This is a genomic window from Dactylosporangium sp. CA-092794 (genome assembly GCF_050948465.1).
Taxonomy (GTDB): domain Bacteria; phylum Actinomycetota; class Actinomycetes; order Mycobacteriales; family Micromonosporaceae; genus Dactylosporangium.
Genome location: NZ_CP192044.1, coordinates 12,101,802 through 12,128,577, shown reverse-complemented (window position 1 = coordinate 12,128,577; position 26,776 = coordinate 12,101,802). Strand labels below are relative to the sequence as shown.

The following is a 26,776-nucleotide window of genomic DNA, read 5'->3' as shown; positions in this document are numbered from 1 at the left end:
GAGAGTTCCGGTTATCGGATCGCGGGGGGTGGCGTGTCCAGCATCGAGCAGATCGCGCAGCTCGAGAGCTGGTCCTTCGGCAGGTAGCCGATCGCCGGGCTGCTCGCCAGGAGGTCGGTGAGGTCCTCCGGGGCGAGGCTCGACACCATGATCACCGGGCTGCGGGGGATCTGCGCGGCCAGGTCGAAGCCGCTCTCGGCGCCGAGGCCGACATCCACGAGTACCACATCCGGCTGTTCTGCTTCGACCGCCCGCAGCGCCTCGCCGCTGTCCGCCGCGGTCGCGACCACCGCGATGCCCTGGTCCGACAGAAGCCGCCTGGCGCTGATGCGGAAGCGCTCCGAGTCGTCGACGATGACGCAGCGGATCGTCATACCAACAACGTGCCATGGGTACGGGTGGTACCGCCTTGCGGCTAGCGGGAAAGGGGTGGAGTAGCCCCTAGAACGTCCCTTGCGCGTTGCATTTGTAGCCCTGGTCGAGGCAGTCGCGGACCCGCTGGGCGAGGGCGCCGGGCTCCCACTCGTTGAAGAAGTCCGCGTGCATCGAGTAGCCGTTGCCCGACGAGAGCGTGATGCCGTTCGTGTCGGTGCTGAGCGGGTACGCGATGACGAACGAGACCGACGGGATCGGCACCGGATGGCTGGCCGGGCACGCCCCGGTGTGGTCACCGTTGGCCATGTGCGCCTTGTGGTCCGGGCTGTCCAGGTGCACGCCGTCCCAGCAGTCCGGGAAGGAGATCTGCCGGACGAGCTCCGCGGTCTTGGCGCAGATCGGGTACTGCCCGTCCGCGGTGCGCCCGACCTCGCCGCCGATGCCCGCGCACCAGAAGTGGTTGCCCTGGTGGTCCGGCGTGTCGGTCTGCGTCTTCGCGTCACCGGTGATCATCCGCAGGCCGAACGGGAACGGCTGGGTCTTGCTCGGGTCCTTGAGGCGGGAGCCGTAGTAGACGGTCACCTCCTTGGGGTCGACGACCTTGCCGTTCTGGTAGAGCGTGGGGATCCAGTACGCCGAGTGATCCTGCGCGGGCGTGCACGTCGTGCCGGCCGCGAACAGCGACTCGGCGGTCGAGTTGGCGTCGGTGGACCGGTTGCCCAGGAACGTGTGGTTGTGGGAGGCGCCGGCCAGCCCCGGGAAGACGATCGGGTCGTCGCCGCCGTGGTGGCTCACCGTGCAGGTGGCGTGGAACTCGGGCACCTTGACCGGGTTGTTGGTGATCGGCGCCGGCTTGCGGGCGAAGAACGCCGCGGTGTCGGCCTGCTGCTTGACCGGGTCGACCGCCGGCCAGCCGGTGTTCGGCGGCGGCGGGGCGGACGTGGTTTTGGTCGCCGACGGGGCCGTAGCGGGAGGCGCGGACGTCGTCGGGGCCGCGGAGCTCGCGCCCGGGACGGTGGCGGTGGGCGTGCGGGTGAACCGGATCCAGTTGACGTTGGTGAAGTCGCTGCCCTGCGGGCTCTTCAGCAGCAGGTATACGGTTTGCTTGCCGGTCAGCCGGGTCTCGCTGACGGCCGTCTTCGTGGTCCAGGACTGCCAGCCGCCGGTGTACCCGACGGCGTACGTCGCCAGCGCCTCGCCGTCCGGCGTGCCGGCCCGCAGCTCGATCGTGCCCCCGGCGTGGCTGGCCGCCGCGACCCGCACGCTCGCGGTGAGGGTGCCCGCGCCGCCGAGATCGACGGTGTCGTACCGCATCCAGTCCCCGTTGGCGAGCCAGCCGACGTTCTTGCCGCCGCCGGTGTCGCCGGTGTTCTCGGTCCGGGCGCCGGACTGTGCGCTCCAGGCCTCGGCCTGCACGACCCCGGCGGTGTCGACCTGCTCGGCGCCGGCGGTCGTGGTGAGGATGACGGTGGTGGCCACGGCCCCGGCGAACGGCACGGCGAGCAGCGCCAGCAAGGTCCGCCGCCGCCCCGCCCCGGTCTTGATCGACATGGTCAGGACCGTACGCACTTGGAGAGCGCTCTCTCAAGATTCCTAAGTGGAACGTAAAGCTGGCCTAAGCGACAGCAGCCCCACGCTCACAACGCCGGCGAGGGCAACCCGTCCGCGCGATGCCAAGCGCGTCCGATAAGTCGGGCGCTCCGCGCCGCGACTTATCGGACATATCATCATAAGGCGCCATTTCACCGGACCGCCCGTCGATAACTCTCCGCGATCATGCACGCGGCCGCGTCGACACCACGGCTTTGCCATGATCGCGGAGACTTAAGGTACCTATAGGTACATTTCCACTCCACGATCATGAGAAACCGATGGTGCGCACGGCGCCACCCGCATGATCGCGGAGACTTATGGTCGCGGGCCTCCCAAGCGCCAGGCCGAACGACGGCGCCGCGCTCCCACCCGCCGAAACGCCAGCCGCCAGCCATCACCGCCAGCCATCACCGCCAGCCATCACCGCCAGCCATCACCGCCAGCGCTCCGTGGCGCTCCGCGGCGCTTCGCGCGAACCCGGGCGGTTGCTCTATGCGCAGCGAGTCGTGCTGCACCGCTGGGCGGCTCGGCGTCGGCCCGCAGCTCGAGCCGGCCGCGTCGGCCGGGGCTCCATGCGCAGCGGGCCGCGCCGTCGTCCCACCTCCCGTACTGGAACCACCGATGGGTGCACAAACGGACCGATGATGAAATAGGCGATATGTCCGGCGCCCTTGGCGCCGGACATATCGCCTTTATCACGATGTAGTGGCATCTCGCGAGCGCAGCACCAGGTACCCGGCGGTCACGGAGGCCGCGGTCCACAGGGCCAGGATGCCCAGCCCGGTCCAGGGGCCGAAGTCGCGGGAGTACAGCGGCCCGCCCGGCGCCCCGAAGAAGTGCAGGATCGCGGCCCCCGCCTGGTCCGGGAGGTACTGCGTCACCGTGTGCACCGCGGGCACGTTGCCAAGCCCCTGGGAGCCGAGGAAGAACAGCGGCAGCAGCACCGCCAGCGACACGGTCGGGCTGCGGCACACCTGCGCCACGCCGGCCGCGAACAGCGCGATCAACACCAGGTACAGCACCGCCCCCGCCACCGTCTCGGGCACGCCCGGGTCGGTCAGGGCGATGCGGCGCGGGCCGAGCGCCGCCTGGGCCGTGGCGAAGGAGGCGGCGACCGCCGGCACCGCCACCGCGACGGCGCACAGCCCGACCGCGGCCAGCTTGGCCAGGTAGAAGACGGCGCGCCGGGGCACGGCGGCCAGCGAGGGCCCGATGGTGCCCGCCGGGTACTCCCCGCCGACCGCCACCACGGCGAACACCACCAGCGCCAGCTGGGCGAGGCTCAGCCCGTAGAAGGCCGCGAACACCGCGTCGAAGTGGGCCGGGTCGGTGACGCGCCGCAGCGCGGTGCCGGCCAGGTGGGCGACGCCGATCGCGATGAGCAGGGTCAGGGCCAAGGTCCACGGCGTGGAGCGGAGGGTGCGAATCTTGATCCACTCGGCGGCCAGGGCGCTCATCGGCCGACCGCCCGGAGGAAGGCCTCTTCGAGACTCGCCGCGCCGGACACGAACTCGGTGACGCCGGCGTCCGCGATCAACCGGCCGCGGGTGACGACCACGAGCCGGTCGGCGGTCTGCGCGGTCTCGGCCATCAGGTGGCTGGAGACGAGCACCGCGCGGCCCTCGGCGGCGAAGCCGCGCAGCAGGTCGCGCAGCCAGCGCACGCCCTGCGGATCCAGGCCGTTGACCGGCTCGTCGAGCAGCAGTACCGGCGGGTCGCCGAGCAGCGCCGCGGCGAGCCCGAGGCGCTGGGTCAGGCCGAGCGACAGGCCGCCCGCGCGCCGGCCCGCCGCGCCCTCCAGGCCGGTCAGCTCGAGCACCTCGGCGACCCGCCGGCGCGGAATGTCGTTGCTGCGGGCCAGGTACAGCAGGTGGTGGTACACCCGGCGGCCGGGGTGCGCGCCGCGCCCCTCCAGCAGGGCGCCGACCTGGCGCAGGGGACGCCGCAGGGCGGCGTAGGGCCGGCCGTCGATCAGCGCGCGGCCGCCGCTGGGGCGGTCCAGGCCCAGGATCATGCGCATGGTGGTGGACTTGCCGGCCCCGTTCGGGCCGAGGAAGCCCGTCACGTGGCCCGGCCGCACGGCGAAGGAGAGGCCGTCGACGGCGACGGTCCGGCCGTACCGTTTCGTCAGCTGTTCGGCAACGATCACGCCAGGCACGCTAGGCCGGCCGCGCGGCGGTGCGCAGTCGCCGAAAGTCGCGGACGTGCGGCGACCATCGTCGCGGGTAGCCTGCTGGCATGCGCCGACTTCTCGCCACCGCGGGCATCGTGGCCGTCGACAGCGCGCTGCTGACCTACGCCCATCCCGGGCCCCCGCGACCGGCGCTGCTGCCGGTGTGGGCGCTCGTGGTCGGGTCGCTCATCTGGCTGCGGTACCGCAACCCCGCCGCCGCGTTCGTCGGGGCGCTGGTCCCGGCCGCGTTCGCCGGCGGGGCCCTCGCCGTGCTGGCGTGGAGCGGCTACCAGGCCGGGCGGTCCGCACGCGGACGGGCGGCGATCGCCGGCCCGGCCGTCGCGGTCGGCATCGCGCTCGGCGTGCGGATCGCGCTCCGGCCGGAGGCGGCCGCGCCGCTGGTCGCGGCCATGGTGGTGTTCGCGGTGCTGCCGTGGCTTTCCGGGTTGTACGTCGCTCAGCAGCGCCGGCAGGCCCTCGCCCTCGCCGCGCAGGAGCGGCTGCGCATCGCCCGCGACATGCACGACGCGCTCGGGCACCGGCTCAGCCTGGTGTCGGTGCAGGCGGCGGCGCTGGAGGTGGCCGAACTGCCGGCCGAGCAGCGGGCCGCGGTCCGCCGGCTGGCCGAGGAGGCCCGGATCGCGGCGAGCGACCTGCACGACGTCGTCGGAGCCCTGCGGTCGGTACCCCCCAAGGAAACGATCCGGGAGTTGGTCGAGCGGGTTCGGGCGGCCGGGGCCGGGGTGGAGTTCGTCGAGCGGGGCGCGGCGCGGCCGGTCGACGCCGAGGTCGAGCGGGCGGCGTACCGCGTCGTGCAGGAAGGCCTGACCAACGGGCTGCGGCACGCCCCGGGGGCGCCGCTCACGGTGCGCGCCGAGTGGGAGGACGACGGCCTGCTCGTGTCCGTGGTGAACCCGGCGGCCCGCGGCGGGGCGCCCGGAGGAGGGCTGACCGGGCTCGCCGAGCGGGCCGCGCTGGCCGGCGGGCTGGCCGGACACGGGTTGTACGGCGGCGAGTTCCGGCTGTGGGCCGTCTTTCCCGTCGCGGCGCCCACCCCGCGCCGGCCGCCGGCCGCCGGGATCGCGCTGGCCGGGCTGCTGTTCGGGCTGCTGCCGCTGAGCATGCTGGTCGGGCTGGGCTGAGGTGGCGCCGATCCGGGTCCTCATCGCCGACGACGAGCCGCTGATCGCGGCCGGGATCCGGGCCGTGCTGGAGTCGGCGGACGACATCGAGGTGGTCGCGGTGGCCGGGGACGGCACCGGGGCGATCGCGGCCGCACACCGGGTCGACGTCGACGTGGTCCTGCTCGACGTGCGCATGCCGGGCCGGTCGGGGCTCGACGCGATGGACGGGCTGCGCGCCGCGCGGCCGGCGGCGGCGCTCGTGGTGCTCACGTCGTTCGGGGACGAGGCCAACGTGCTGCGGGCGCTGCGGCAGGGCGCGGCCGGGTTCGTGCTGAAGTCGTGCGCGCCGGAGGAGTTGCTGCGGGCGGTGCGGGCCGCGCACGCCGGCGACGCGTACCTCTCCCCGCCCGTCACCCGGCACCTGCTCGGCCTGGTCGGGCCGGACGGGCTGGCCCGCGGCGAGCGCCGGCGCGCCGCGGCCGGGCGGCTGGCCGCGCTGAGCCCGCGCGAGGCCGACGTGCTGCGGCTGGTCGCCGAGGGCCTGTCCAACGCCGGCATCGGCGCCCGGCTGCGGATGAGCGAGCCGAGCGTGAAGACCTACGTGAGCCGGCTGCTCACCAAGCTCGGCTGCGCCAACCGCGTCCAGGCCGCGCTGTTCTTCCGCGACGCCGTCTAGGCTCGCTGGCGCCGAAACCGTGCCGCGTGCATGATCGCGGAGACGTAATGACGGGCCGCTTTATGATGATAAAGGCGATATGTCCGGCGTCGAGCAGGTCGAGCGCCTCGGCGGTGCGCGACAACCCGGCCAGGGCGGCGGCGCGGACCGAGCGCCAGGGCCGCCAGGCGGGGTTGTCGTTGAGCCGCCCGGCTTCGGCCTGTGCCCACGGCTCGGCGGCGTACTCCGCCGAGGATGTTGATGTGCATGCCGCAAATGAATGCAGGCAGATGTGTGCACGCGAAGTGTCCCCTGCCCGACCGACCCCTATCGGCCGAACGACCCATCAGCCGAACGTATTGGCTGCCGGACTGTTAGCGACGTGTTCACTCCCGCTTCGCCGGTGTGCCCGACGCTGCGCAGGTGCGTACAACAACCCTTCTGATCGCGGCGCTGGTCGCCGTCGCGCCGCTCGCGGCCGTGCCGGCGGCCCAGGCGGCCGATGCGCCGACGGTGCGCATCAACGAAATCGAGTCGAACGGTGGCACGCCGGGTGACTGGGTCGAACTGGTCAATACCGGTCCGTCCTCGGTCGACTTATCCGGCTGGGTGGTCAAGGACAACGACGACACGCATGTCTTCACGTTCACGGCGGGGACGTCGGTCGCCGCGGGTGGTTTTGTGGTGGCGGACGTGGATCCGGTGTTCGGGCTGGGCGCGGCGGACTCGGCGCGGTTGTTCCTGCCGGACGGTACGTTGGTCGACTCGTATTCGTGGTCGGCACATGCGGCGACGACGTATGGGCGTTGTCCGGACGGTACCGGTGCGTTTGTGACGACGACGTCGTCGACGCGGGGCGCGGTGAACGATTGCAGCAGCCCGGTGCGGATCAACGAGGTCGAGTCCAACGGTGGTACGCCGGGCGACTGGGTCGAACTGGTGAACACCGGCGCGGCCCCGGTCGACCTGTCGGGCTGGGTGGTCAAGGACAACGACGACACCCACGTCTTCACCATCACCGCCGGCACGACCCTGGCCGCCGGCGGCCACCTGGCGCTGGACGTGGACCCGGTCTTCGGCCTCGGCGCCGCCGACTCGGCCCGGCTGTTCCGGCCGGACGGCAGCCTCGTGGACGCCTACTCCTGGACCGCGCACGCGGCCACCACCTACGGCCGCTGCCCCGACGGTACCGGCCAATTCGCCACCACGACCGTGGACACCAAGGGCGCGGCCAACGCGTGCGCCGGGCAGACCCCGGCCGCGCCGTGGCCGGGCGGGACCGCCGTGTCGACGGCCGACGCGGCCAACGCCTTCGGCACCAACCTCAGCGGGCTGGCCTACGCCGGCCAGAACGTGCTGTGGGCGGTCAAGAACGGCCCGGGCACGCTGTACCGCCTGGGCTTCGACGGCACGCTGTGGTCGCCGGCGGACACGTACACCCTGCACTACCCGGACGGCACCGGCGACCTCGACGCCGAGGGCGTCACGCTGGGCAATGGCGGCGTGTACGTGTCGACCGAGCGCAACAACGCCAACAGCGGCGTGAGCCGGCCCGCGGTCGAGCGGTTCGACCCGGTGGCCGGCGCGGCGAGCCTCAACGCGACGCGGGAGTGGAACCTGACCGCGGACCTGCCGCCGGTCGGCGCGAACAGCGGCCTGGAGGCCATCACGTTCGTCCCCGACGCGTACCTCACCGCGCACGGCTTCGCCGACGAGCACACCGGCGCGCCGTACAACCCGGCCACCTATCCCGGCCACGGCGACGGGCTGTTCCTCGTCGGCCTGGAGGCCAACGGCACGGTCTACACCTACGCGCTGTCCGACAACGGCTCGTTCACCCGGGTCGCCACCGTGGCCAGCGGCTTCCCGGCGGTGATGGACCTGCAGTACGAGCCGGAGACCGGCCACGTCTGGGCGGTCTGCGACGACACCTGCACCGGCCGCACGGCCACCCTGGACCTCGACGCGGCCGGCAAGTTCGCGGTGACCGGCCTGTTCGAGCGCCCGGCCGGCATGCCCAACTACAACAACGAGGGCTTCGCGATCGCGCCGCAGTCGGAGTGCGCGTCCGGGCTCAAGCGGGCCTGGTGGTCCGACGACAGCAACGACGAGGGCCACGCGCTGCGGGCCGGCACGATCCGCTGCACCGACCTCGACGCCGACGACGACGGCATCCTCGACGCGGTCGACCCGCACCCGGCGACCGCCGGCGACGACTTCACCGGCGGCCGCATCCTCGACCGGGCCGGCCGTGCCATCACGGTGGAGCCGGGCCTGCAGGTCACCGTCGGGGCCGGCACCCGGCCGGCGCTGGTCAAGCTCGACGGCAGCGCCGCGACGATCGCGCTCGGCCAGGGCGTGTACTCCCTCGCCGCGCCCGGCACCGTCGCGACGCGGAGCGGCGAGCCGGCGGTGGTCACCGTGGCGGTCAGGTCGGTCCCGATCACGCTGACCGTCTCGGCGGGCGGCTCGGTGACCTACACCGACGCGCTCACCGGCATCCGGCAGAGCGGCCCGGTCGCCATCCGCGCCGCGAGCCAGCCGGAGAACGCCTGCGCCGGCATCGCGGTGCAGAACGTCATCGTCGGCGGCTCCGGCAACGAGAAGCTCACCGGTACCGCCGGCAACGACCTGATCCTGGGCCTGGCCGGCAACGACACGGTGGACGGCAACGGCGGCGCCGACTGCGTCTCCACCGGCTCCGGCAACGACACCATCACCACCGGCGACGGCGGCGACTGGATCGACGCGGGCAGCGGCAACAACACCGTGCGGGCCGGCGCCGGGGACAACGTCGTCACGGCGGGCAACGGCAACGACACGATCACCACCGAGGCCGGCAACGACCGCATCGACGCGGCCGGCGGCAACAACGTGGTCCGGGCCGGGGACGGCGACAACGTCGTCACCGCCGCCAACGGCAACGACACGATCGCCACCGGCGCCGGCAACGACCGCATCGACGCGGCCGGCGGCAACAACGTGATCCGAGCGGGCGACGGAGACAACACCATCGGTACCGCCGCCGGAGACGACAAGATCACCACGGGCACCGGCTCGGACGTCGTGGACGCCGGCAACGGCAACAACGACGTGTCGACCGACGCCGGCGGCGACACGATCACGACCGGCAGCGGCAACGACGAGGTGGACTGCGGCGCCGGCACCGACGTCGCCCACCCGGGCGGCGGCACCAACACCAACAAGGCCTGCGAAACCTTCACCGGCTGACCACCGCGGGCCGTTCGCACCCAACCACCGCGAACGGCCCGCCCCTGGCGCCCCCGGACGTATGTCTCCGTGATCAGATGCCCGCGGTGGCCGCACCACGGGTTTGCCATGATCCCGGAGACTTTCGGTACACGGGTGTACATGGACACTCCGTGATCATGAAAAACCGTTGGTGTCGGCGGCGGGTGCAGCATGATCGCGGAGACTTCCGGCGGCCCGATCGGACCCTCCGAGCATTGGCTGTTTCAACGGACTTTCCGCCAGCCGGGGTATAAATCCGAAAAGTCGCGGCGCAAAGCGCCCGACTTTTCGGCCCACGGTCCGGCGCGGCCGGTCAGCGGCTCGCCCCGCCACAGCCCGAGTGCCTCCCGCAGCAGCGCCGCCCGCTGCGCCGGCGGGCGCTGCGCCTCCCGGGCCTGCGCATCGAAGAACGACGAGCCCGGCCAGCGGCCAGCGGCGCAGGCGGTTCGCGCCCGTGAGCGGCCCGCGGACGAGGAGCCGGCGTAGAGGGGGTGCGGGTGGGCGAAGCCCCCCGCCGGGGAGCGAGCGAAGCGAGCGCGAAACACCCACCGCCACATGCGGCAAGCGGCCCCCGCCGCGAAGCAGGGGCCGCCAGTGGCGGTGGCCCCGGCGCGAATCGAACGCGCGACACCCGCTTTAGGAGAGCGGTGCTCTATCCCCTGAGCTACGAGGCCATGTGCGGTTGAGTCTAGGCGAACGGAGGGGCGGGCCGAAATCACGTATCCGTGTCAGCCGGTGCGGGCGCCGATCAGGGCGCGGACGCGAGCCTCCTTCACGGCGGCGGTCAGGGTCGCGATGTCGTAGGCGCCGTAGTGGCGGCGGCCGTTGATGAAGAAGGTGGGGGTACCGCTGACGCCGCTGAGATCCGCGGACTCCAGGTCCTGGGCGATCCGGCCGCTGTGCAGGTGGCGGCGCAGGTCCTCGTGGAAGCGGTCGGTGTCCAGGCCGAGCTGCTCGGCGTGGCGCACCAGGTCCGCCGGGCGCAGCTCGTCCTGGTGGTCCAGCAGGAGGTCGTGCATGGGCCAGAACGCCCCCTGCGCGGCCGCCGCCTCGGCCGCCTCCGCGGCCAGTTGGGCCTGCGGGTGCACGTCGGTGAGGGGCAGGTGCCGCCAGACGTAGCGCAGGTCGGTGTCGGCCAGCAGTTCGCGCACGACCGGCTCGGCCTGGCCGCAGTAGGGGCACTGGAAGTCGCCGTACTCGACCACCGTCACCGAGGCGTCCGCCGCGCCGCGGACGTGGTCGACGGACTCGTCGACGGGCGGGATGAGGTCGGTGAGGACCTCGGCGTCGCCCAGCAGTGCCCGGGCTCGCCGGGGCTTGGGCAGGAGGGCCGTCACGCGGTACACCACCCAGGTGAACAGCGAGGCCAGGGCGGCCGCGGCCAGCACGCCGACCTTCGCCTCGGCCAGCGCGTCGCCGGTGAACGCCAGGTTCGCGATGAGCAGTGACACGGTGAAGCCGATGCCGGCGATCGTGCCGCTGCCGAGCACCGCCGCCCAGCCCACCCCGGGCCGGATCCGCCCGGCGGAGAGCCGGGTGACCAGCCATGACACGCCGGCGACGGCGACCGGCTTGCCGAGCACGTAGCCGGCCAGGACGCCGAGGGTGATCGGGGAGGTGAACGCCCGTGCGAGGAACGGCCCGTCGATGTGGATGCCGGCGTTGGCAAGGCCGAACAGCGGGACGATCAGGTAGCTGCTCCACGGGTGGTACAGCCGCTGCAGCCGGTCGTTGGGCGAGAGCGTCCAGGTCAGGCCCAGCGACGCCGAGCGGGCCAGCTCCGCCGTGGGCTGCTCGCGGAACAGCTTGAACAGGCCGCTGGCCGCCTCCAGGGCGCCGCGGGCCGGCGTGTAGGCGGTGGCGGTCAGCCCGATGGCGAGCCCGGAGACGACCGGGTCGACGCCGCTGCGCAGCATGCAGTACCACAGCAGGATGCCGAGCGGCGCGTAGACGGCGCCCCGGTTGACCCCCAGTGCGCGGACGCCGAGCATCGCGCCGAAGACGATCGCGGCGAGGATCACCGGCATGAAGGCGATGTGCTCGGAGTACGCCAGCGCGATGATGAGCAGCGCGAGCAGGTCGTCGACCACGAACACGGTGAGCAGGAACACCCGCACCTGGTCGGGCACGCCGCGGCCGAGCAGGGCGAGCAGGCCGAGGGCGAGCGCGGTGTCGGTGGACATGGCCACGCCCCAGCCGTGCATGCCGGGGCCGCCGCGGTTGACCGCGAGGTAGATCGCGACCGGTAGCACCATGCCGGCCACGCCGGCGAGGCACGGCAGCAGGAACCGGCGCCGGTCGCGCAGGTCGCCCAGGTCGAACTCGCGGCGCGCCTCCAGGCCGACGACCAGGAAGAACAGCGTCATCAGGCCGCTGTTGACCCAGGTGCGCAGGTCGCAGGCGAGCGACCAGCCGCCCAGGTGCAGGCCGAACTCGGTGTGCCAGAGCCGCTCGTACGACCCCTCGTCGAGGTTCGCCCAGGCCAGGGCCGCGACGATGGCGCCGACGAGCACGCCCGCGCTGCCGGACTCGGTGCGCATGAACGCCCGCAGCGGGGCGGTGAGGTCCCGCTTCCACGTCGATATTCCGGATTTTTCGGCTACGTCGGACATGTCCGGTCCCATCGGCTCGCGCTCGACGCCATAGCGCGAAAGCCTATGTCGTGCGGGCGCCGTTACGCTCGGGCGATGGGGATCCGGGTGCTCATCGCCGACGACCAGGCGATGGTCCGCGACGGGCTGCGGCGGATCCTCGGCGCGGCGCCCGACCTCGAGGTGGTCGGCGAGGCGGCCGACGGCCTCGCCGCGCTGGAGCTCACCCGTTCCCTCGCCCCCGACGTCGCCCTGGTCGACATCCGCATGCCGGGCATGGACGGCCTCACCCTCACCCGCGAGCTGGCCGGCGGCCCCACCCGGGTGGTGGTCGTCACGACGTTCGACCTGGACGAGTACGTCTACGCGGCGCTGCGCAACGGCGCCGCCGGCTTCCTGCTCAAGCGCTCCGGCCCGGCCCCGAACCGCACTTTGCCCACGGTGACGGCGCTGAGCCCGCACTACAAAGCAACGCATCGGTCGCGGCTTTTCGCCCTCCGATGAAGATGACGGTGACCCCGCACGGGCACCGGCCGCGAGTACCGTTGCACGAGACGAAGCCCAGTCTCGCAGGAGGTCCGATGTCTTCCTGGGTGCAAGGTGTCGTCTACGCGGCGATGCTGGCGATTCCAATGGCAGCCCAGCCCAGCGTTTCGCCATCCACCAGCCCGGGACGGTGGTGGATCACCGGCTGTCGGACGGACGTAGTGAGCAGCACGTATCTCGTCGCCACGGTGAAGGTCCAGAATCTCGACCAGGTCCCGCACAGCTACCGGGCGCATGTCTCCTGGTACTACCGCGATGAGCAACTGGGGAAGATCTGGCGACCGGTCGGCGATGAGGCCGACCCGGGCAAATTCGTCCAAGGAGTGGTCGGCATGCAGAATCCGTCCGAGACCGTAGAAGGGAAGCAGCTAAAGCTTTCGTGTAAGGCCGAGGTTGAAGAGACTGCGTCGAATTTGCCCGTTCCCCCGGCAAGCGGGTAGCGCCTGACCCTGCGTGCGCTATCTTCGGCTCGCTTGCGCGACACGGAACACCCCGCCTGGGAGAAAGCGGGAGACGGTCTTGCGGTGCACGACGTTCAAGCCCTCGATAGACCAACAGCATGCGGTCAAGGGGCCCGTCCGTTGTCCGGCTGTCCCCGGCTCTGACCGGCCAGTCGCGGCAAATACGCGGCCAAGTTCACCGCCCCTACCGACGGCCCAACGCTGCCGGTTTCGCTGCCCCGTCCCCCCCCCGGAGTCGCCGGAGCCGCTTACCGAGCGCCAACTGGAGATTGCCGGGCACGTGGGCGCCGGCCGCACCAACGCGGAGATCGGCGCCGAGCTGTTCATCTCGCCCGGCACGGTCAAGACCCACGTGGCGGCCGCCCAGCGCAAGCTCGGCGTGCGCAACCGGGTCGGGATCGCGGTGTGGGCCTGGAACAACGGGGTCGTCGCGCCGTGAGGCGGCATGGCCGCTGCTGGCGCTGCCGGTGCTGTGCGGCCTGCCGTTCACCGGCGCGCCGGGTGTCCCGCTCGGCGCCGCCGCCGTGCTCGCCGTCGCCGTCGGGATCCGCCCGGCCGCCGCGCTGTCCCTGGCCGCGGCGCTCGGCTGCTGGCGGTGACCGCCGCCTATGCCGGGCCGCCCCAGCCGGCGGGCCTGTGGTTCCCGCTGGAGTTCCTGCCTTTGGGGGTACTCCCGGTGCGCCTCCTGCGCCGCGCCCTGCCCCGCGCGCGGCGGTCAGGCCCGCCGCCGTCGGCCGCAGCCGCGGGCGTGTGCGCGGCGCTGGCCCGCACCGCCTGGCGGCAGGCACGCCGCTGAGGCATACCTGACGGAACTGCACCCGAGCCGCACTGATCGGCCCGCCGGTCCGGCCGATGTGGCCGGCATGGCGTGGGCGGTCGCATACCTCAGGCGTGACCTGCTGCGGGCGGTGCGACTCGGGTTCGTCTTCGGCCTGGCGGCGGTCACCACCGCGGCGCTGATCCGCATCGCCCTGCTCGGCCTCGCGCCGCGGGTCGCGGTGGCGAGCTTCGCGGTGGTGCTCGGCATGCTCGCGCTGCGGGTGTCCGAGCACGTCCGCGTGCGGCCGGTGCCGATCTGGGCCGACGCGCTCGAGCTGGCCGCGTTCCTGCCGGTGGTCGTGCAGGTGGCCGACGTCGACGCGGTGCTCGGCCTGGTCTTCTTCCACGTGCTGTTCCGCTCCGCGGTCGGCGACCTGCGCCGGCTGCTGCTCCTGGCCGCCGGGTACATCACGCTGTGGGTCACCGCCGCCCTGGTCGAGCCGCGGATCCCGATGTACCCGGGCGGGATGGTCTCGCTCGTCGTCACCGGCCTGCTGGTGTACTCCACCCGGGTTCTCCTGCTGCGCCTGCAGGAGCAGCACCGCTCGCAGAACGCCTTGCTGCAGGCCGTCCTGCGCCGCTTCCCGTTCCCGGTCCTGGTCACCGACCCGGCCGGCGCCGTCATGCTGGCCAACCCGGCCGCGCTCGACCTGCTCGGCTGGCCCTCGCGGCACGCCACCTCCCCGTCCTCACTCGGCCTCACCGGCGTCGACGCCTCCCCGTCCTCGCTCAACCTCACCGGCGTCGACGGCGTCCCGGCCGACCTGCGCGCCGTCGCCGCGGGCGCGGCCCGCGAGCTGCGACTGACCCGCCCGGACGGCACGACGAGCGACGTGCTGGTCGAAGCGGTACCGATCGAGGAAGGCGCCGGCACGGTCTTCGCCCTGCTCGACGTCAGCGCCCAGCGCATCTACGAGGAGTCGCTGCACCACGCCGCCTACCACGACCCGCTCACCGGCCTGCCCAACCGCGCCCTGCTGTGGCAGCACCTGAACAACGCCACCGCGGCCGGCCGCCCCTACGCGGTCCTGCTCATCGACCTCGACGACTTCAAGACCGTCAACGACACCCACGGCCACCAGGCCGGCGACGACCTGCTGACCGGCGTCGCCCACCGGCTGCGCGACGCCGCGCTGGCCGAGACCCGCGGCACCGAGCAGCGCGCCGTCGTGGCCCGGCTGGGCGGCGACGAGTTCGCGGTGCTCCTGCCGGGCGCGGACGCCCGCTCGGCGCAGCGGCTGGCCGCCGCCCTGCGCGCCACGTTCGACCAGCCGTTCCCGACCAGCGGCGGCCGGCTCGCGGCGCGGGGGAGCGTGGGGCTGGCCCTGGCCGCGGCCGGGCAGGAGCCGGACGAGGTGCTGGCGGACGCGGACGCGGCGATGTACCGCGCCAAACCCCGCCGTACCGCTAACTAGTCTGATGCCTATGACTCCTTACAAGCTCGATTCGCGCGCGTGGCAGGAGAGCTGGGACCGCCAGCAGGAGGCGTTCATGCCGGACCGCGAGCATCGATTCACCGCGATGCTCGACGTGGTCGACGCCGTCCTGCCGGACGCCGCGGAGCGGTCGGCGCGGATCCTGGATCTGGCCGGCGGTACCGGCTCCATCGCCCTGCGCGCGCTGGCCCGGTTCCCGTCGGCCGAGGTCACCGTGGCCGACCTCGACCCCGCGCTGCTGGCCATCGCCGACGCGTCGCTCGCCGGCCGGGCCACCCTGGTCACCGCCGACCTGCGGGAGGCGGGCTGGGCCGAGCGGCTGCCGCACCGCGGCTACGACGCGGTGCTCACCGCCACGGCCCTGCACTGGCTGACCCCGCAGCGGCTGGCCGAGCTCTACCGCGAGCTGACTACCGTCCTGCGCCCGGGCGGCGTCTTCGTCAACGCCGACCACATGCCCGACGAAGCGCTGCCCGACCTGTCCCGCCGGCTGGTGGCCCGGGCCGACGCCCGCCGCGACGCCCGCTACGCGACCGGCGCCGTGCTCTCCTGGCACGACTGGTGGGACCGGGCCGCGCTCGACCCGGTGCTCGCACCGCTGGTCGAGCAGCGCCACCGCCTCTACAGCGAACCGCACTCGAGCGAGTGGCTGCCGCCCGCGTCCTGGCACCTGGACGCGCTGCGCGCCGCCGGCTTCGCCGAGACGGGCGTCGTATGGCGCGGCGGCACCGACGCGGCGGTCGCGGCGGTCACCACCGAGGTGGTGGTAACGCCGGCCTGAGTAAGTGGTGGTAACGCCGGCTTGAGTAATCGGGGTGGGGCTGGCCCTACCCCGAACACTCCGCTCAGCGGGCTGGGGCCGCAGGTGCGGAATCCATAGCGTCACTTCTATGACGACAACCCTGATCCGGGCCCACGGCGCCACGCAGCCGATCCGACGGCTGGCCTGGCCCACGGTACTCGCGCTGCATCTACTGCCGGCCGCCGCGACCTTCGCCGCGGCCTTCGCGCTGGAGCCCCTCATGCGGGCCTGGCACCTGCCGCCTCAGTTCGCCCTCACCCTGGCCTTCGCGCTCGTGCTCACCCCGATCGAGCTGAGCCTCCTGCTGCGCGCCGCGGGGTGGTCCTTCCGCCGGCTGCCGGAGATCCTGGCATTCCGGAGGAAGCTGCCGCCGAAGTTGTACCTCATGATCCTGCCCTCGGTGACCGCGATCGCGTTCGGCCTGGCCATCCTGCTGGCCCCGCTGGAGGAGCGGATCCACGACGCCTACCCGGCGTCCTGGCTGCTGCCGCCGGACTCCGACGCCTTCCCGGCCGCGACGATGGTCGTCACCCTGCTGGTCGCCCTGGTCGTCGACGGCCTGGTCAACCCGGCGGTGGAGGAGCTGTATTTCCGCGCCTACCTGCTGCCCCGCCTGCCGGTGCGCGGCATAGCCGCCGTGGTCACCTCGGCCGCCCTGTTCGCCGCCCAGCACTACTGGCAGCCGGAGAAGTTCATCTTCATCTTCGTGGCGCAGGTGTTGCTCATCACAGTGATGCTGAAGCTGCGCAGCGTGCGGATGAGCATCGCTGCGCACTGTTTGGCGAATAGCCTGGGTATCCTGCTGTCGTTGGCCGCGGTGCTGACGCGGTGACCGGGGCGCGACGCCCGCGCTACATCGTGTAAGGAGACGATTTTTTCGGGTGAGCTAGGGTGTCGAAGAGCCAGGCGCGCCCACCCCGAAAGCCCGCGTTAGGCGAAGTCCGCGGGGGCCGGCGCCTTAACGGTCACTCGCTCGCCGCGGTGGTCAAATGCGAGCCGCCACGAGTGCAGGTAGGTGCGCCCGCCCGGAGCCTTCTCAAACAGCGGGTCCCCCACGATCGGGTGGCCGATCCAGGCCAGGTGGACCCGGATCTGGTGCCGGCGGCCGGTCTCCGGGACGGCCTCCAGCAGGGCGCGCTCCGCGGTCTGCGCGCGGACCCGGAACGTCGTCACCGACGGATACACGGGCACGGTGTCGAACACGGCCGACGCGGGCACCGACCAGGTGTCATCCTTGACCGCGATGCTCTCCCGAGGCGCCGCGATCCGCACCCGGTTCTTCCGGCCGACGCTCAGCGGCAGGTCGATCCGGCCCGCCGGCGGCAGGCCACCCGGCGCCGTCACCGCCAGGTACGTCTTGTCCACCGTGCGCTTGTTGAACTGCCGGGTCAGCCCGCCGTGCACGGACAGGTCCTTGGCGAAGAGCACGACTCCCGAGGTCACCTTGTCGATGCGGTGCACGGGGAACAGCCGCTCGCCCGCGTCGGCGGCCATGCGCACCAGGTCGGACTCGTGCCGCTCGCCCATCACGGAGACGCCGACCGGCTTGTCCAGCACCAGGATCGCGTCGTCCTCCAGGATCACGCGCTCACGAAACTCCGCCCACATCGTCCTAATCTCGCACGTGATCGGCGAAGCCTGCCATCAGCCGAAGCCTGCCATCAGCCGAAGCCTGCCATCAGCCGAAGCCTGCCATCAGCCGAAGCCTGCCATCAGCCGAAGCGACGCCCTCGCCAGGACACGCTTTCGCCGGGGCACGACCTCACCAGGGCACACTCGGCGGGGCGCGCCCTCGGGGGGCATGCACTCGCCAGGGCGCGCGCTCGGCGGGGCGCGCGCTCGGCGGGGCGCGCGCTCGGCGGGGCGCGCGCTCGGCGGGGCGCGCCTTCGCCAGGGCGCGCGAGAAGGCGGCGCACGCCGGCGACCACGACCAGCCGAGGCCGGCCCCAGCAGCGGACGCAACCAGAAGTCTCCGGGATCATGCCGATTGCGCTGCCCGCACCGTGGGTTTTTCATGATCGCGGAGCGAACGTGTACACATAGGTACCTTATGTCTCCAAGATCAGCGAAAAACGCCGTTCCGTGATGGTTGCGCGCATGATCCCGGAGACTTCTGGTCGGCGGGCTCGGCGACCTCGCGGCGCGGCTGGGAGACTGTGCCGGCGTCACGTCGGCGAACGGTCCGCGGTGGCGGCAGGCCCGCTCGGCGCGTGCCCCTCGAGGAAGCAGACCTCAAGGAACCGGCTTGCCTCGACGGGCCGGAGCCTGCCGTCGGCTCGCGCAAGGCCGACCCCAACCGTCGGCGACGCCTCCCCACACGCGAGCGACGCCCCCACGCAAGCGGCACCTCCCACACGAGCGACACCCCCACGCAAGGCACGCCCAGGCAGGGCGCGCTAGAAGGGAGGGCACGCCAGAAGGGAGGGCATGCCACAAAGCGGGCTGTGCCGACGGTAAGGCGCGCCAGAATCGGGGCGGGCGAGCGGTGACGGGCGGCTACGAGCGAAGGGCGGACATGGACGCGGACCTGACGGACCTGACCGAGGTGTTCGAACGGCATCGGCGCGAGCTCGAGGTCCACTGCTACCGGATGCTCGGCTCGTTTCACGAGGCCGAGGACGTCGTGCAGGAGACGATGCTCAAGGCCTGGCGGGGGCGGGACGGCTTCGAGGGGCGCTCGTCGGTGCGGGCCTGGCTCTACCGTATCGCCACCAACGCGTGCCTCGACGTGCTCAAGAGCGCGCAGCGGCGGGTCCTGCCGATGGACCTCGGGCCGCCGTCCGAACCGGCGGTGAGCCGGCCGCCGCGCGCCGACGTACCGTGGCTGGAACCGCTGCCGGATCGGGTGCTCGACGACGACCCGGAGACTCGGCTGGTCGCCCGCGAGACGGTGGAGCTCGCGTTTCTGGCCGCGCTGCAGCACCTGCCGCCGCTGCAGCGGGCCGTGCTCATCGCGCGGGACGTGCTCGGCTGGACGGCGGGGGAGACCGCGCGCCTGCTCGACACGACGGCGGCCACGGTCAACAGCGCGCTGCAGCGGGCCCGGGCCACCCTGCGCGAGCGGCTGCCGCAGCGCGGCGCCGACTGGACGCCCGAGCGCGGGCCCGGGGCGGACGAGCGCGAGGTGCTGCGCCGGTATGTCGAGGCGTTCGAGCGGGCCGACCTGCAGGCGATGGCAAAGCTCATCGCCGACGAGGCGCGCGCCAGCATGCCGCCGCTGCCGATGTGGTACCTCGGGAAGGCCGCCATCGTCGGTGCCCTCGCCCGCAGCGTGCCGGTCGGCGCCCCGCATCACGTCGGGCGGATCCGGGCGGCCGTCACGCGCGCCAACCGCATGCCCGCGGTCGTCGTTTACCACGTGCCGCCGGGCGAGACGGCGGAGCGGCCGTTCGCCGTGTCGGTGCTGCGCATCGAGGGCGGCCTGATTCGGGAGATGACCGCCTTCCACGAGCCGCGGGTGTTCGCCGAGTTCGTGGCCCGGGACGCGGCGGGGTAGGGCCAGCCCCACCGCGGATCGGCAGGCTGGCACCGCTGATTCCGCGCCCGCCGGACGGCACCGTGGAGGGCATGGAAGCGTTGGCCGGCTGGGCGTACCTGGTGATCTTCGTGCTGCTGGTGCTGGACTGCCTGATCCCGGCGCTGCCGGCGGAGGCCAGCGTGATCACCGGCGGTGCGCTCGCCGCGAGCGGCCGGCTGCACCTGGCGGTGGTGCTGGTCGCGACCGTGGCCGCGGTGGTCGTCGGCGACCTGCTCATGCACGAGGCGGCGCGCCGCGGCGGGCGGCAGGTGCTGGACCGGTGGCTGTCCGGCGACAAGCATCGGCGGGCGATCGGCTGGGTGACGCGGCTGCTCGACCGCCGCGGCGGCGCGCTGGTGGCGGGCGCCCGGTTCCTGCCGTTCGGCCGCACGACGGTGGCGGTGATCAGCGGCTATTCGCGGTTCCCGCGGCGGCGCTTCCTGCCGGCGATCGCGGTCGGCGCGGTGCTCTGGGGTTCGTACACCGTCGGCCTGGGCTATCTCGGCGGGAACGTCTTCGCCGGCAATCCGCTCGCCGCGGCGGCGCTGGGCGGGGTGTTGTCGCTGCTCGTCACCGGTGTGACCACGTTGGCGCAGCGGGTGCGTTTGCGGGTCCGGAAAGTCGGGAACCCCTGAACGTAGCAAGGCATGACCGGAAACGTGGAAGGGATGTGTCATGAGCTTCACGGACAAGGTCGAGCACAAGGGCGAGGAGCTCCGGGGCGCCGCCAAGGAGAAGTACGGCGACGCGACCGACAACGAGCGACTCGAGGCCGAGGGCGCTGCCGAGCGAACCGGCGCGAAGGCAAAGCAGGCCGGCGACCACGTGAAGGACGCCGGGCGGGACGTGCGCGACGCGTTCGACCGCTGACCGCCATCGCGACGGATCGGGCCGCCCCCGCTGAGCCGGGGGCGGCCCGCCCTGTTGATCAGCCGTCGCGGTCGTCGCCGTTGGCCAGGGCGGCGCAGGTCAGCACCAGGATCCCCACGATGACGTCGTTGACGGTCGAGGTCGACCAGCCGTACTGCAGCACGAGCGGCGCCACGAGCAGCCAGCCGGCCAGGCCGCCGGTCACCCAGCCGAACGAGATCAGCCGTGGGTGCAGCAGCCGCAGCGTCGTGACGATGGCGATCGTTACGCCGGTGACCGCGTCGCTCCAGAACACGTCGTAGCGGCCGGCGCCGATGTAGCCGAACGGCACCGCGGACACCACGAGCCACACGGCGGCCAGGAAGATGATGCTCAGCAGCGGCCGGGACGGATTCTTCGGTGCGCCCGGGGCTCGCTCGTCGTCCGGCGGCGCGGTCCGGATGTGCGCCGGCGTGGTGAAGTCCTGGTCGGAGATGAAGCTCGTCATGGGCCGAAGCCTGGGCAACGGCCGGATGAGCGGGGATCACCCCGCGGGTGGGCTTTCGTTCCAGGAGCGATCCAGCTCGGTGACGCAGTAGGTGCCCTTGGAGCCGGTCCACTCGCCGTCGCCGCCGCGCCGGGTCGCGACCAGCTTCGCCGCGCCGTCCTCGACCCGGTAGACGGCCGCCGACACGCCCTTGCCGGTCCAGCTCAGCCGGACGTTGTCGCCGTCGGTCCGGGCCTGCAGCGCCGGCGCCGCCGGGTCGGCCCGGGGCAGCCAGCTCATCACCGGCGGCAGGGCCGGCGTGTTGTAGAAGTGCGTGGCGTATTTCGACACCGAGCCCAGCCGGTCCGCCCGCACGTCCTTGGCGCTGAAGTGGATGCTGCCGCTGATTTGGGGGTACTGCCGGTTCAGGGCCAGCTGCCGGTCGAGCTCGCCGGGGTCCGACCACGCGCCGCCCTCGCCGACGCGGTAGTCGGCCTGCCCGATGTAGAGCTGCACCCGGGTGTCCTTGACGACCGCGGCCCACCAGGGCAGCAGCTTGGCGTAGTCGGCCTTGTCGAAGCCGATGTTCCAGTACAGCTGCGGGACGATGTAGTCGAGCCACTGTTTCTTGACCCACAGCCGGGTGTCCGCGTAGGTGTCGTCGTAGGCCTGCAGGCCCCGGGTGGGTGAGCCGGCCGGGTCGGTGGTGTCGTTGCGCCAGATGCCGAACGGGCTGATCCCGAACTTCACCCACGGCTTGAGCTCCTTGATCCGGCGGCTCATCTCCTCGACCAGCTTGTCGACGTTGTCCCGGCGCCAGTCGGCCTTGCTCATGCCGCCGCCGTACTGCTTGTAGGCCGCGTCGTCGGGGAAGTCCTGCTTGCCCACCGGGTACTGGTAGAAGAAGTCGTCGAAGTGCACCCCGTCGATGTCGTACTGCTGCACGGCCTCGAGCATCGAGTCCTCGACGAACTTGCGCGCCTCGGGGATGCCGGGGTTGAAGTGCAGCCGGCTGCCGGTGGTGCCCGCCGACGGGTAGACGATCGCCCACTCCGGATGCTTGCGCAGCGGGTGGTCGGGGGCGAGCGCGTTGATGTCCGGCCCGGCGCCGGCCGGGGCTGGCTGGCTGCCGCGGTACGGGTTGAACCAGGCGTGGAACTCGAGGTTGCGTTTGTGCGTCTCGTCGATCATCCACTGCATGAGGTCGAAGCCCGGCCCCTGTCCGCGGACCCCGGTGATCCACTCCGACCAGGGCGCGTACTGCGACGGCCACAGCGCGTCGCCGCTGGGCCGCACGTGCACGAAGACCGCGTTGAGGTTGCGCTGCTGCGCGAGGTCGAGCCAGCCGAGGTACTCCGCCTTGATCTGGTCCGCGGGCAGCCCGGGCCGGCTCGGCCAGTCGATGTTCTCGACCGTGGTGATCCAGATCCCGCGCAGCTCGCGGGGCGCGCTCAGCGGGGCGCCGCCGCAGCGGGCGTTGCGGGCCTCGGCCCGGTCGGCCCGGTCGCCGAGCCCGGCCCGGGTCTCGTTGGGCGGGTCGCCGGCCGCGGCGGACGAGGCGGACAGGGCGTCGACCCAGACCGCGCGGACCGCGGCGACGCCCGCGACGAGGGCCAGCACGATGCCCGCGACGATGGGCAGCACCGGCGCACGGCGGGGCAGTCGGTGACGCACGGGCCCAGTCTGCCCGGGGGGTACCGCCCAATAGCAAGCAATGGGGAAACTTCTGTCCTAACGGACCAGTCGGGACTGGTCCTCCAGCTCCGCCAGGAGCCGCTCGGTCGCCTGGGCCACCGCCGCGTCCATGAGCCGCCGCTCGCCGACGACCGTGTCGAGCCCGTCGCCGGCGATCTCCCGCGCCGACCGCGCCACCAGCAGCTCCTGCTCGTGCCGCTTGGTCTCGGACAGTTCCTGGCGGCGCGCCTCGCGCGCCTCGGCGCGCTCGTAGGCGTTGCCGTGCGAGACCAGCTTCAGCCCGACGGCCGCGCAGTCCAGGCAGACCAGCAGCGCGGCGATGCCGAGGTAGAAGAAGCCGAATCCCCAGAAGTCGCTGGTGATCAGGTGCCACATCGCGGTCGTGCGGGCCCCGAAGCCGGCGCCGGCCTCCACCGACGCGCGGTTCGCGGTGCGCTGCGCGGCGATCTGCTGCTGCAGCGCCGTGGCCTGCGCGGCCCGGGACTGCCGGCCCGGCTCCTGCGCGGTGCGCAGCGCGGCGGCCTCGCCGTCCAGCCGGGTCGCCTCGTCCATCAGCGAGCGGGACTGCTGGACCAGGGTGTCGCAGTACCCGCCGGGCGGGCAGCCGGCCCGCTGGGTGACGCCGTTCGCGCGCGAGTCGGCCAGCGCCTGGTCGTAGATCGCCGTCGACTCCTTGCGCTTGTCCGCGGCGCGGTCGTGCAGGCCGGCCACGGCCCGGTCGTCGGCGTCGTCCTGGGCGCGCAGGGCGTCGACCTGGCGCTGGAAGGTGGCGATCGCCCCGCTCTGCTCCAGCTGGGACAGCTGCCGGTTGTGCACCGTGCCGAGGTACGCGTCGATCTCGCCCTTGTACCGGGCCAGCATCAGCGGCTCGGTGATGACCACGGCGAACAGCAGCGCGAGCAGCAGCCGCCCGGCGTAGAGGCCGACCGTGCGGCGGCGCAGCAGGTGGTGCGGGTCGGCGGAGTCCAGGCGCTCGTAGTTCACCGCGACCCGGCCGACCACGGCCCGGTCATAGGCGATGACGGCGGCCGCGACCGGCGGCCCGACGAGCCACTGCCACCAGGGGTGCCGGTAGTTGGTCGAGGCGTCGACGAAGCTCGCCGCGCCGACGACCGCGTACACGCCGTACAACAGAATGAAGATCCCGATGGACCCGTAGAGCGCCCGATCGGTGTGGGTCCGCACGCTGGCCGGGTTGACGTTGGCGACCTTGAGCAGCACATCGCGCGCGGTTCCCTTGGCCATACGCCGACAGTACGCGAGGATAAATCGTATTTTTCGGCATTTCCCGGAACGCGCTCCTCCGCCCATTGATCACGAGCGATGTTCCACGTGCAACATCGGCCGGCGGGTTCAGTCCTCGAGCGCCTTGATCATGATGTGGCACAGCTCGAAACCAACCGTTCGTTCGCCGTTGGCGTCGTGTTCCTCCAGGACGGCGTTGATCAGGCCGTAGCCCCAGTCGTGGTAACCGCGCTTTTCGTAGATGGCCAGGAGGTGCTCGTCGCCCGTGCGGACGCCGAGCAGGATGCGCCGCCGGCCGTGCGCGCGGGCCTCGGCCTCGGCCGCCTGCACGAGCAGGCTGCCCACGCCGTTGCCCTGGTGCTCGGCGGCGACCTCGAGGTGCGTGAGCACCGGCACGTCGGGGGCCCGCTCCAGCAGCTCCGGCTCCTGGGGCCGCAGGCGCAGGAACGCGCCGCCGACCACCGTCCCGGCCTTGACGGCCACCAGGAGGATGCCCAGCGCGGGCTGCTGGTTGAGCCGGTGCTCGAAGTAGTAGTCCTGGCCGAGCGCGGCTTGCAGCCCGGGAAGGTCGTCGGCGCGCGCCGGCCGCACGGTCACGGCCCCGGCGTCGCCGGTCATGGCGCCGTCATGCTCCGGACGCGAGCTGCCGATGTCGTCGTGTCGACTCTTGCATCGCTCAACGCCGGACCCCACCCTCAACCGCTATCGGTTGCCAGTCGGCGCCGTTGCCTCAGGCTGATCGGAAGGGGTCAATCATAAGGCGCGCCCGCTACCGCCTGGTAACCGCGAGCCGCCTCTCCTGGTCCTCCAGCCGCTTGCGTGCCTGGCGGAGGCGAGGTTCCTTGGGCGCGGGGCCCGTCCGGTTGAGCCGGATCGTGGCTGACTGGCGGAGCCCGAAGTGGCTGACCGCGCCGTGGATTCCGAAATCGGGCCGGACGTCGCCGAAAGCATCCTGCCAGGCCCGCAGGTCGCGATCCCAGGCGCGCAGGAACCGCTTGCAGGCCACCGGCTCGATGAGGAACGAGCGGCCCCGGGCCGCCTTGAGCGCCTCGACCATGTGCGAGCGTCGCTGGCTCGCCGGGCGGGCCTCGGCCCGGCGCAGCAGGTCGCCGATCAGGCCCCGGCGGACCTCGAGAAAGCCGACCCAGTAGCCGTCGTCCATCGCGGCGTCGATCTTGCCGTCTTCGCTGACCGCGGCGAAGACGCCCTCGGCCAGGGTGTCGCCGAGCTCCTCGCCCCGGGCCCGGTCCGGGTCGACATACGGGTCGTACCACAGCTGCTGCGCCTGCCCGGTGCGGGTGACCGGCCGGATGCCGGTGTGGTCGAGCAGGAAGAACCAGTCCTCGTTGTAGATGTTGGGGAAGAACGCCCCGTCGTCGCGGGCCGTCGGGACGACCAGCGCCCCGCCGCCGACGAAGGTGCCCTGGTTGTCGCCGAGATCCCGGCGGGCGTGGCACACCACCGAGTTGTCGAGCATGCCCTTGATCTCCAGGCCGACGGCCGCGTGCCCGTCGAGCAGCTCGGCCGCCCGGCGCAGGTCGAGGGCGTCCGGGATGGTGATGTCGTCGTCGAGGAACATGACCTGCCGCCAGCCGATCGCCCGGGCGAGCAGGAGGCCGAGGTTGCGCTTCGCGCTGACGTCGGTCTTGCGCCGGAACGGCGTGTCGACGAACATGTCCGCCGTCGTCTCCAGCGCCGGCAGCTGCTGGATCGGCCGGGCCGGCATGTCGATGACGATCACGTCGGCGACGATGCCCCAGTCCTCGATCTTCTGGACGATCTCCGCCCCCCGGGCCTTGCGGCTCGCCAGCACCATCAGCGGCACGTTGAGCTCCTCGGCGAGCCCCGCGGCGTGCTCCAGCGACGAGGCCGGCCGCGCACTCGGCACGATGATCGCGTCGAGCTTCCGGTCCCCGCGGCCGGGCGTGTCGGGGCGGAGCAGCAAGTCGCTGTGCGACAGACGCTGACCGCGCCTGGACCTGGGCACGCTATTCACCCGCGCTCGACCACTCGTGGAGCCGGTTGCGTGCGACAGTCCAGTCGGGGGTCAAGGTCTCTCCCGCGAAGACGGTGACGCGGAACAGGACGCTGAAGCTCTCGGCGGTGCCGAACCGCTTCGCGATGTACTCCTCATTGCGATTGCGGAAGTTCCGGTCTGTCAGCGCGCGGACTGCCCCGTACGTACCACGGCTAAACATCCCATTGCACAGTGTGACGGTCCGCTTGATGTTCATGGGGCTGGGTCCACGAAAGAAGTAGGCGACATCTTCGTGGAGGGTCTGCTGCCCGCTCTCCGGGTCCTTCTCGACGGCCGGCTCATACTCCAGCCCGTCCGCCTCGAACCCGCCGATCTCACCCGGTCCGACCCGGGCCTTCTGCCGCACGCGCAGGTTGAGCTGCTTGACGAGGTCGCGGGTCACCGGGTTGAAGTCGACGCCGCCCAGCAGCACGAGGTGGCTGTGGTAGTCATCGGCGTTGAGCCGGTCGTAGCTGCGGATGCGCACGTCGGCGAGCGGGTTGACGGCCCGGACGTGGCCGAAGAGCTCGATCAACGAGTCGACGTCGGCATAGGTGTAGGCGCGCACGTAGTCGGGGTTGCTCTTGTGCGCATACGGCATGTTGTCCCGCAGCTCCTCGGGCAGGCGGGCGCAGACGATGACGATGCGCTTGGCGTCGGGGCCGAAATACCACGTGCCGCCGCCGATGGAGTCGCCCGGGCCGAGCTCGATCTCGCCGCCCGAGCTGAGCACCCGCAGCGGGCTGGGCGGCTGCCCCATCGCCTCGGGCGCCGCGGCGCGGTGCTCGGGGTTGCGCAGCCGGCTCAGCTCGACGTTGATCGCGTGCTCGGTGTCGCGCTCCTCGTCGGTGAGCTCGTCGTCCTCCAGCAGCCGCGCCGGGTCGCTGCCGACCGACCGGCGCGAGGCGAAGAACCGGGCGTATCCGGCGAGCCGGTGCTCCGGCGGGACGGTGGGGGTGTTGACGTTCTCCCAGCTGGAGATCACCGACACGCTGAGCGGCTTCTCGCCACCCAGAGCTTCGCCAAGTTGCTTCTGGGTTACCTGAAGTTCGGGCCAGTGCCGTTTGCGGAGGTCACGAAGATACCGCGCGAGCGCGCGGCTTTGCTGTGCCTCCCCTGGCTGCACTGCACTCCACCTT

At 72.3% G+C, this 26,776-nt stretch carries 24 protein-coding genes, 1 tRNA gene and 2 pseudogenes; 14 read left to right on the top strand and 13 right to left on the bottom strand.

The genetic code is table 11. The features are described 5' to 3' along the window. Positions 1-11: 11 nt before the first annotated feature. From ACQPXD_RS52600 to ACQPXD_RS52585, 4 genes are all read right to left on the bottom strand, one after another. On the bottom strand, positions 12-374 hold the full coding sequence (locus ACQPXD_RS52600) for a response regulator (protein WP_432832140.1): 363 nt from the start codon (positions 372-374) through the stop codon (positions 12-14). A 67-nt stretch (positions 375-441) separates the two neighbouring features. Next, on the bottom strand, positions 442-1,926 hold the full coding sequence (locus ACQPXD_RS52595) for a DUF1996 domain-containing protein (protein ID WP_432832138.1): 1,485 nt from the start codon (positions 1,924-1,926) through the stop codon (positions 442-444). Between the two features lie 737 nt (positions 1,927-2,663). Continuing rightward, on the bottom strand, positions 2,664-3,425 hold the full coding sequence (locus ACQPXD_RS52590) for a hypothetical protein (RefSeq protein ID WP_432832136.1): 762 nt from the start codon (positions 3,423-3,425) through the stop codon (positions 2,664-2,666). Then, positions 3,422-4,117, bottom strand: coding sequence for an ABC transporter ATP-binding protein (locus ACQPXD_RS52585; protein WP_432832134.1), 696 nt, complete (start codon positions 4,115-4,117; stop codon positions 3,422-3,424). Before ACQPXD_RS52585 ends, ACQPXD_RS52590 begins: the two co-directional genes overlap by 4 nt. Before the next feature lie 89 nt (positions 4,118-4,206). On the opposite strand from ACQPXD_RS52585, the gene ACQPXD_RS52580 reads away from it, so the two are divergent. From ACQPXD_RS52580 to ACQPXD_RS52570, 3 genes are all read left to right on the top strand, one after another. Further along, complete coding sequence (locus ACQPXD_RS52580) at positions 4,207-5,283, top strand: sensor histidine kinase (RefSeq protein WP_432832132.1); 1,077 nt, start codon at positions 4,207-4,209, stop codon at positions 5,281-5,283. A gap of 1 nt (position 5,284) precedes the next feature. Then, entirely contained in the window at positions 5,285-5,941 is a 657-nt protein-coding gene (locus ACQPXD_RS52575; RefSeq protein ID WP_432832130.1) for a response regulator, read from the top strand. Positions 5,942-6,343: 402 nt separating this feature from the next. Further along, positions 6,344-9,151 carry a lamin tail domain-containing protein gene (locus ACQPXD_RS52570; RefSeq protein WP_432832128.1) on the top strand — a complete coding sequence of 936 codons (2,808 nt, stop codon included), beginning with the start codon at positions 6,344-6,346 and terminating at the stop codon, positions 9,149-9,151. Between the two features lie 622 nt (positions 9,152-9,773). Here ACQPXD_RS52570 and ACQPXD_RS52565 read toward each other — a convergent pair. Together ACQPXD_RS52565 and nhaA are read right to left on the bottom strand one after the other, a co-directional pair. Further along, a tRNA-Arg gene (locus ACQPXD_RS52565) sits at positions 9,774-9,846 on the bottom strand. A gap of 54 nt (positions 9,847-9,900) precedes the next feature. Continuing rightward, positions 9,901-11,791, bottom strand: a pseudogene (gene nhaA, locus ACQPXD_RS52560) (Na+/H+ antiporter NhaA); the annotation flags it as partial. Positions 11,792-11,859: 68 nt separating this feature from the next. Here nhaA and ACQPXD_RS52555 point away from each other — a divergent pair. The 8 genes and pseudogenes from ACQPXD_RS52555 to ACQPXD_RS52520 form a co-directional block, all read left to right on the top strand. Next, positions 11,860-12,183: pseudogene (locus ACQPXD_RS52555) on the top strand (response regulator); the annotation flags it as partial. 161 nt (positions 12,184-12,344) lie between these two features. Next, the gene (locus tag ACQPXD_RS52550) at positions 12,345-12,749 is read left to right on the top strand and encodes a hypothetical protein (protein WP_432832126.1); all 405 of its coding nucleotides are present in this window, start codon (positions 12,345-12,347) and stop codon (positions 12,747-12,749) included. A 301-nt stretch (positions 12,750-13,050) separates the two neighbouring features. After that, positions 13,051-13,209 (top strand): response regulator transcription factor, encoded by a 159-nt coding sequence (locus tag ACQPXD_RS52545; protein ID WP_432832124.1) that lies wholly within the window; start codon positions 13,051-13,053, stop codon positions 13,207-13,209. A gap of 28 nt (positions 13,210-13,237) precedes the next feature. After that, positions 13,238-13,369 carry a hypothetical protein gene (locus ACQPXD_RS52540; RefSeq protein WP_432832122.1) on the top strand — a complete coding sequence of 44 codons (132 nt, stop codon included), beginning with the start codon at positions 13,238-13,240 and terminating at the stop codon, positions 13,367-13,369. After that, the gene (locus tag ACQPXD_RS52535; protein WP_432832120.1) at positions 13,366-13,566 is read left to right on the top strand and encodes a hypothetical protein; all 201 of its coding nucleotides are present in this window, start codon (positions 13,366-13,368) and stop codon (positions 13,564-13,566) included. Before ACQPXD_RS52540 ends, ACQPXD_RS52535 begins: the two co-directional genes overlap by 4 nt. A 67-nt stretch (positions 13,567-13,633) precedes the next feature. After that, entirely contained in the window at positions 13,634-15,004 is a 1,371-nt protein-coding gene (locus ACQPXD_RS52530) for a diguanylate cyclase domain-containing protein (RefSeq protein WP_432832118.1), read from the top strand. Between the two features lie 10 nt (positions 15,005-15,014). Next, positions 15,015-15,806 (top strand): class I SAM-dependent methyltransferase, encoded by a 792-nt coding sequence (locus tag ACQPXD_RS52525; RefSeq protein ID WP_432832116.1) that lies wholly within the window; start codon positions 15,015-15,017, stop codon positions 15,804-15,806. A gap of 109 nt (positions 15,807-15,915) precedes the next feature. Next, the gene (locus ACQPXD_RS52520; protein ID WP_432832114.1) at positions 15,916-16,659 is read left to right on the top strand and encodes a lysostaphin resistance A-like protein; all 744 of its coding nucleotides are present in this window, start codon (positions 15,916-15,918) and stop codon (positions 16,657-16,659) included. Positions 16,660-16,757: 98 nt separating this feature from the next. On the opposite strand, the gene ACQPXD_RS52515 is transcribed toward ACQPXD_RS52520, so the two are convergent. Beyond that, positions 16,758-17,411 (bottom strand): RluA family pseudouridine synthase, encoded by a 654-nt coding sequence (locus ACQPXD_RS52515; RefSeq protein ID WP_432832112.1) that lies wholly within the window; start codon positions 17,409-17,411, stop codon positions 16,758-16,760. A gap of 931 nt (positions 17,412-18,342) precedes the next feature. Between ACQPXD_RS52515 and ACQPXD_RS52510 the strand changes: the two genes are divergently transcribed. From ACQPXD_RS52510 to ACQPXD_RS52500, 3 genes are all read left to right on the top strand, one after another. After that, on the top strand, positions 18,343-19,323 hold the full coding sequence (locus ACQPXD_RS52510) for a sigma-70 family RNA polymerase sigma factor (protein ID WP_432832110.1): 981 nt from the start codon (positions 18,343-18,345) through the stop codon (positions 19,321-19,323). 71 nt (positions 19,324-19,394) lie between these two features. After that, entirely contained in the window at positions 19,395-19,979 is a 585-nt protein-coding gene (locus ACQPXD_RS52505) for a DedA family protein (RefSeq protein ID WP_432832108.1), read from the top strand. Positions 19,980-20,019: 40 nt separating this feature from the next. Continuing rightward, positions 20,020-20,214, top strand: a complete 195-nt coding sequence (locus ACQPXD_RS52500; protein ID WP_432832106.1) for a CsbD family protein — start codon at positions 20,020-20,022, stop codon at positions 20,212-20,214. A gap of 58 nt (positions 20,215-20,272) precedes the next feature. On the opposite strand, the gene ACQPXD_RS52495 is transcribed toward ACQPXD_RS52500, so the two are convergent. From ACQPXD_RS52495 to ACQPXD_RS52470, 6 genes are all read right to left on the bottom strand, one after another. Beyond that, positions 20,273-20,701 carry an SPW repeat domain-containing protein gene (locus ACQPXD_RS52495; protein ID WP_432832104.1) on the bottom strand — a complete coding sequence of 143 codons (429 nt, stop codon included), beginning with the start codon at positions 20,699-20,701 and terminating at the stop codon, positions 20,273-20,275. Positions 20,702-20,737: 36 nt separating this feature from the next. Continuing rightward, positions 20,738-22,354, bottom strand: a complete 1,617-nt coding sequence (locus tag ACQPXD_RS52490) for a glycoside hydrolase family 10 protein (protein WP_432832102.1) — start codon at positions 22,352-22,354, stop codon at positions 20,738-20,740. A gap of 57 nt (positions 22,355-22,411) precedes the next feature. Next, positions 22,412-23,620 carry a DUF4407 domain-containing protein gene (locus ACQPXD_RS52485; protein WP_432832100.1) on the bottom strand — a complete coding sequence of 403 codons (1,209 nt, stop codon included), beginning with the start codon at positions 23,618-23,620 and terminating at the stop codon, positions 22,412-22,414. Positions 23,621-23,728: 108 nt separating this feature from the next. Then, entirely contained in the window at positions 23,729-24,238 is a 510-nt protein-coding gene (locus tag ACQPXD_RS52480) for a GNAT family N-acetyltransferase (RefSeq protein ID WP_432832098.1), read from the bottom strand. Between the two features lie 151 nt (positions 24,239-24,389). Next, the gene (locus ACQPXD_RS52475; RefSeq protein ID WP_432832096.1) at positions 24,390-25,607 is read right to left on the bottom strand and encodes a hypothetical protein; all 1,218 of its coding nucleotides are present in this window, start codon (positions 25,605-25,607) and stop codon (positions 24,390-24,392) included. A gap of 1 nt (position 25,608) precedes the next feature. Then, positions 25,609-26,628, bottom strand: a complete 1,020-nt coding sequence (locus tag ACQPXD_RS52470; RefSeq protein ID WP_432832095.1) for a hypothetical protein — start codon at positions 26,626-26,628, stop codon at positions 25,609-25,611. Between the last annotated feature and the right edge of the window lie 148 nt (positions 26,629-26,776).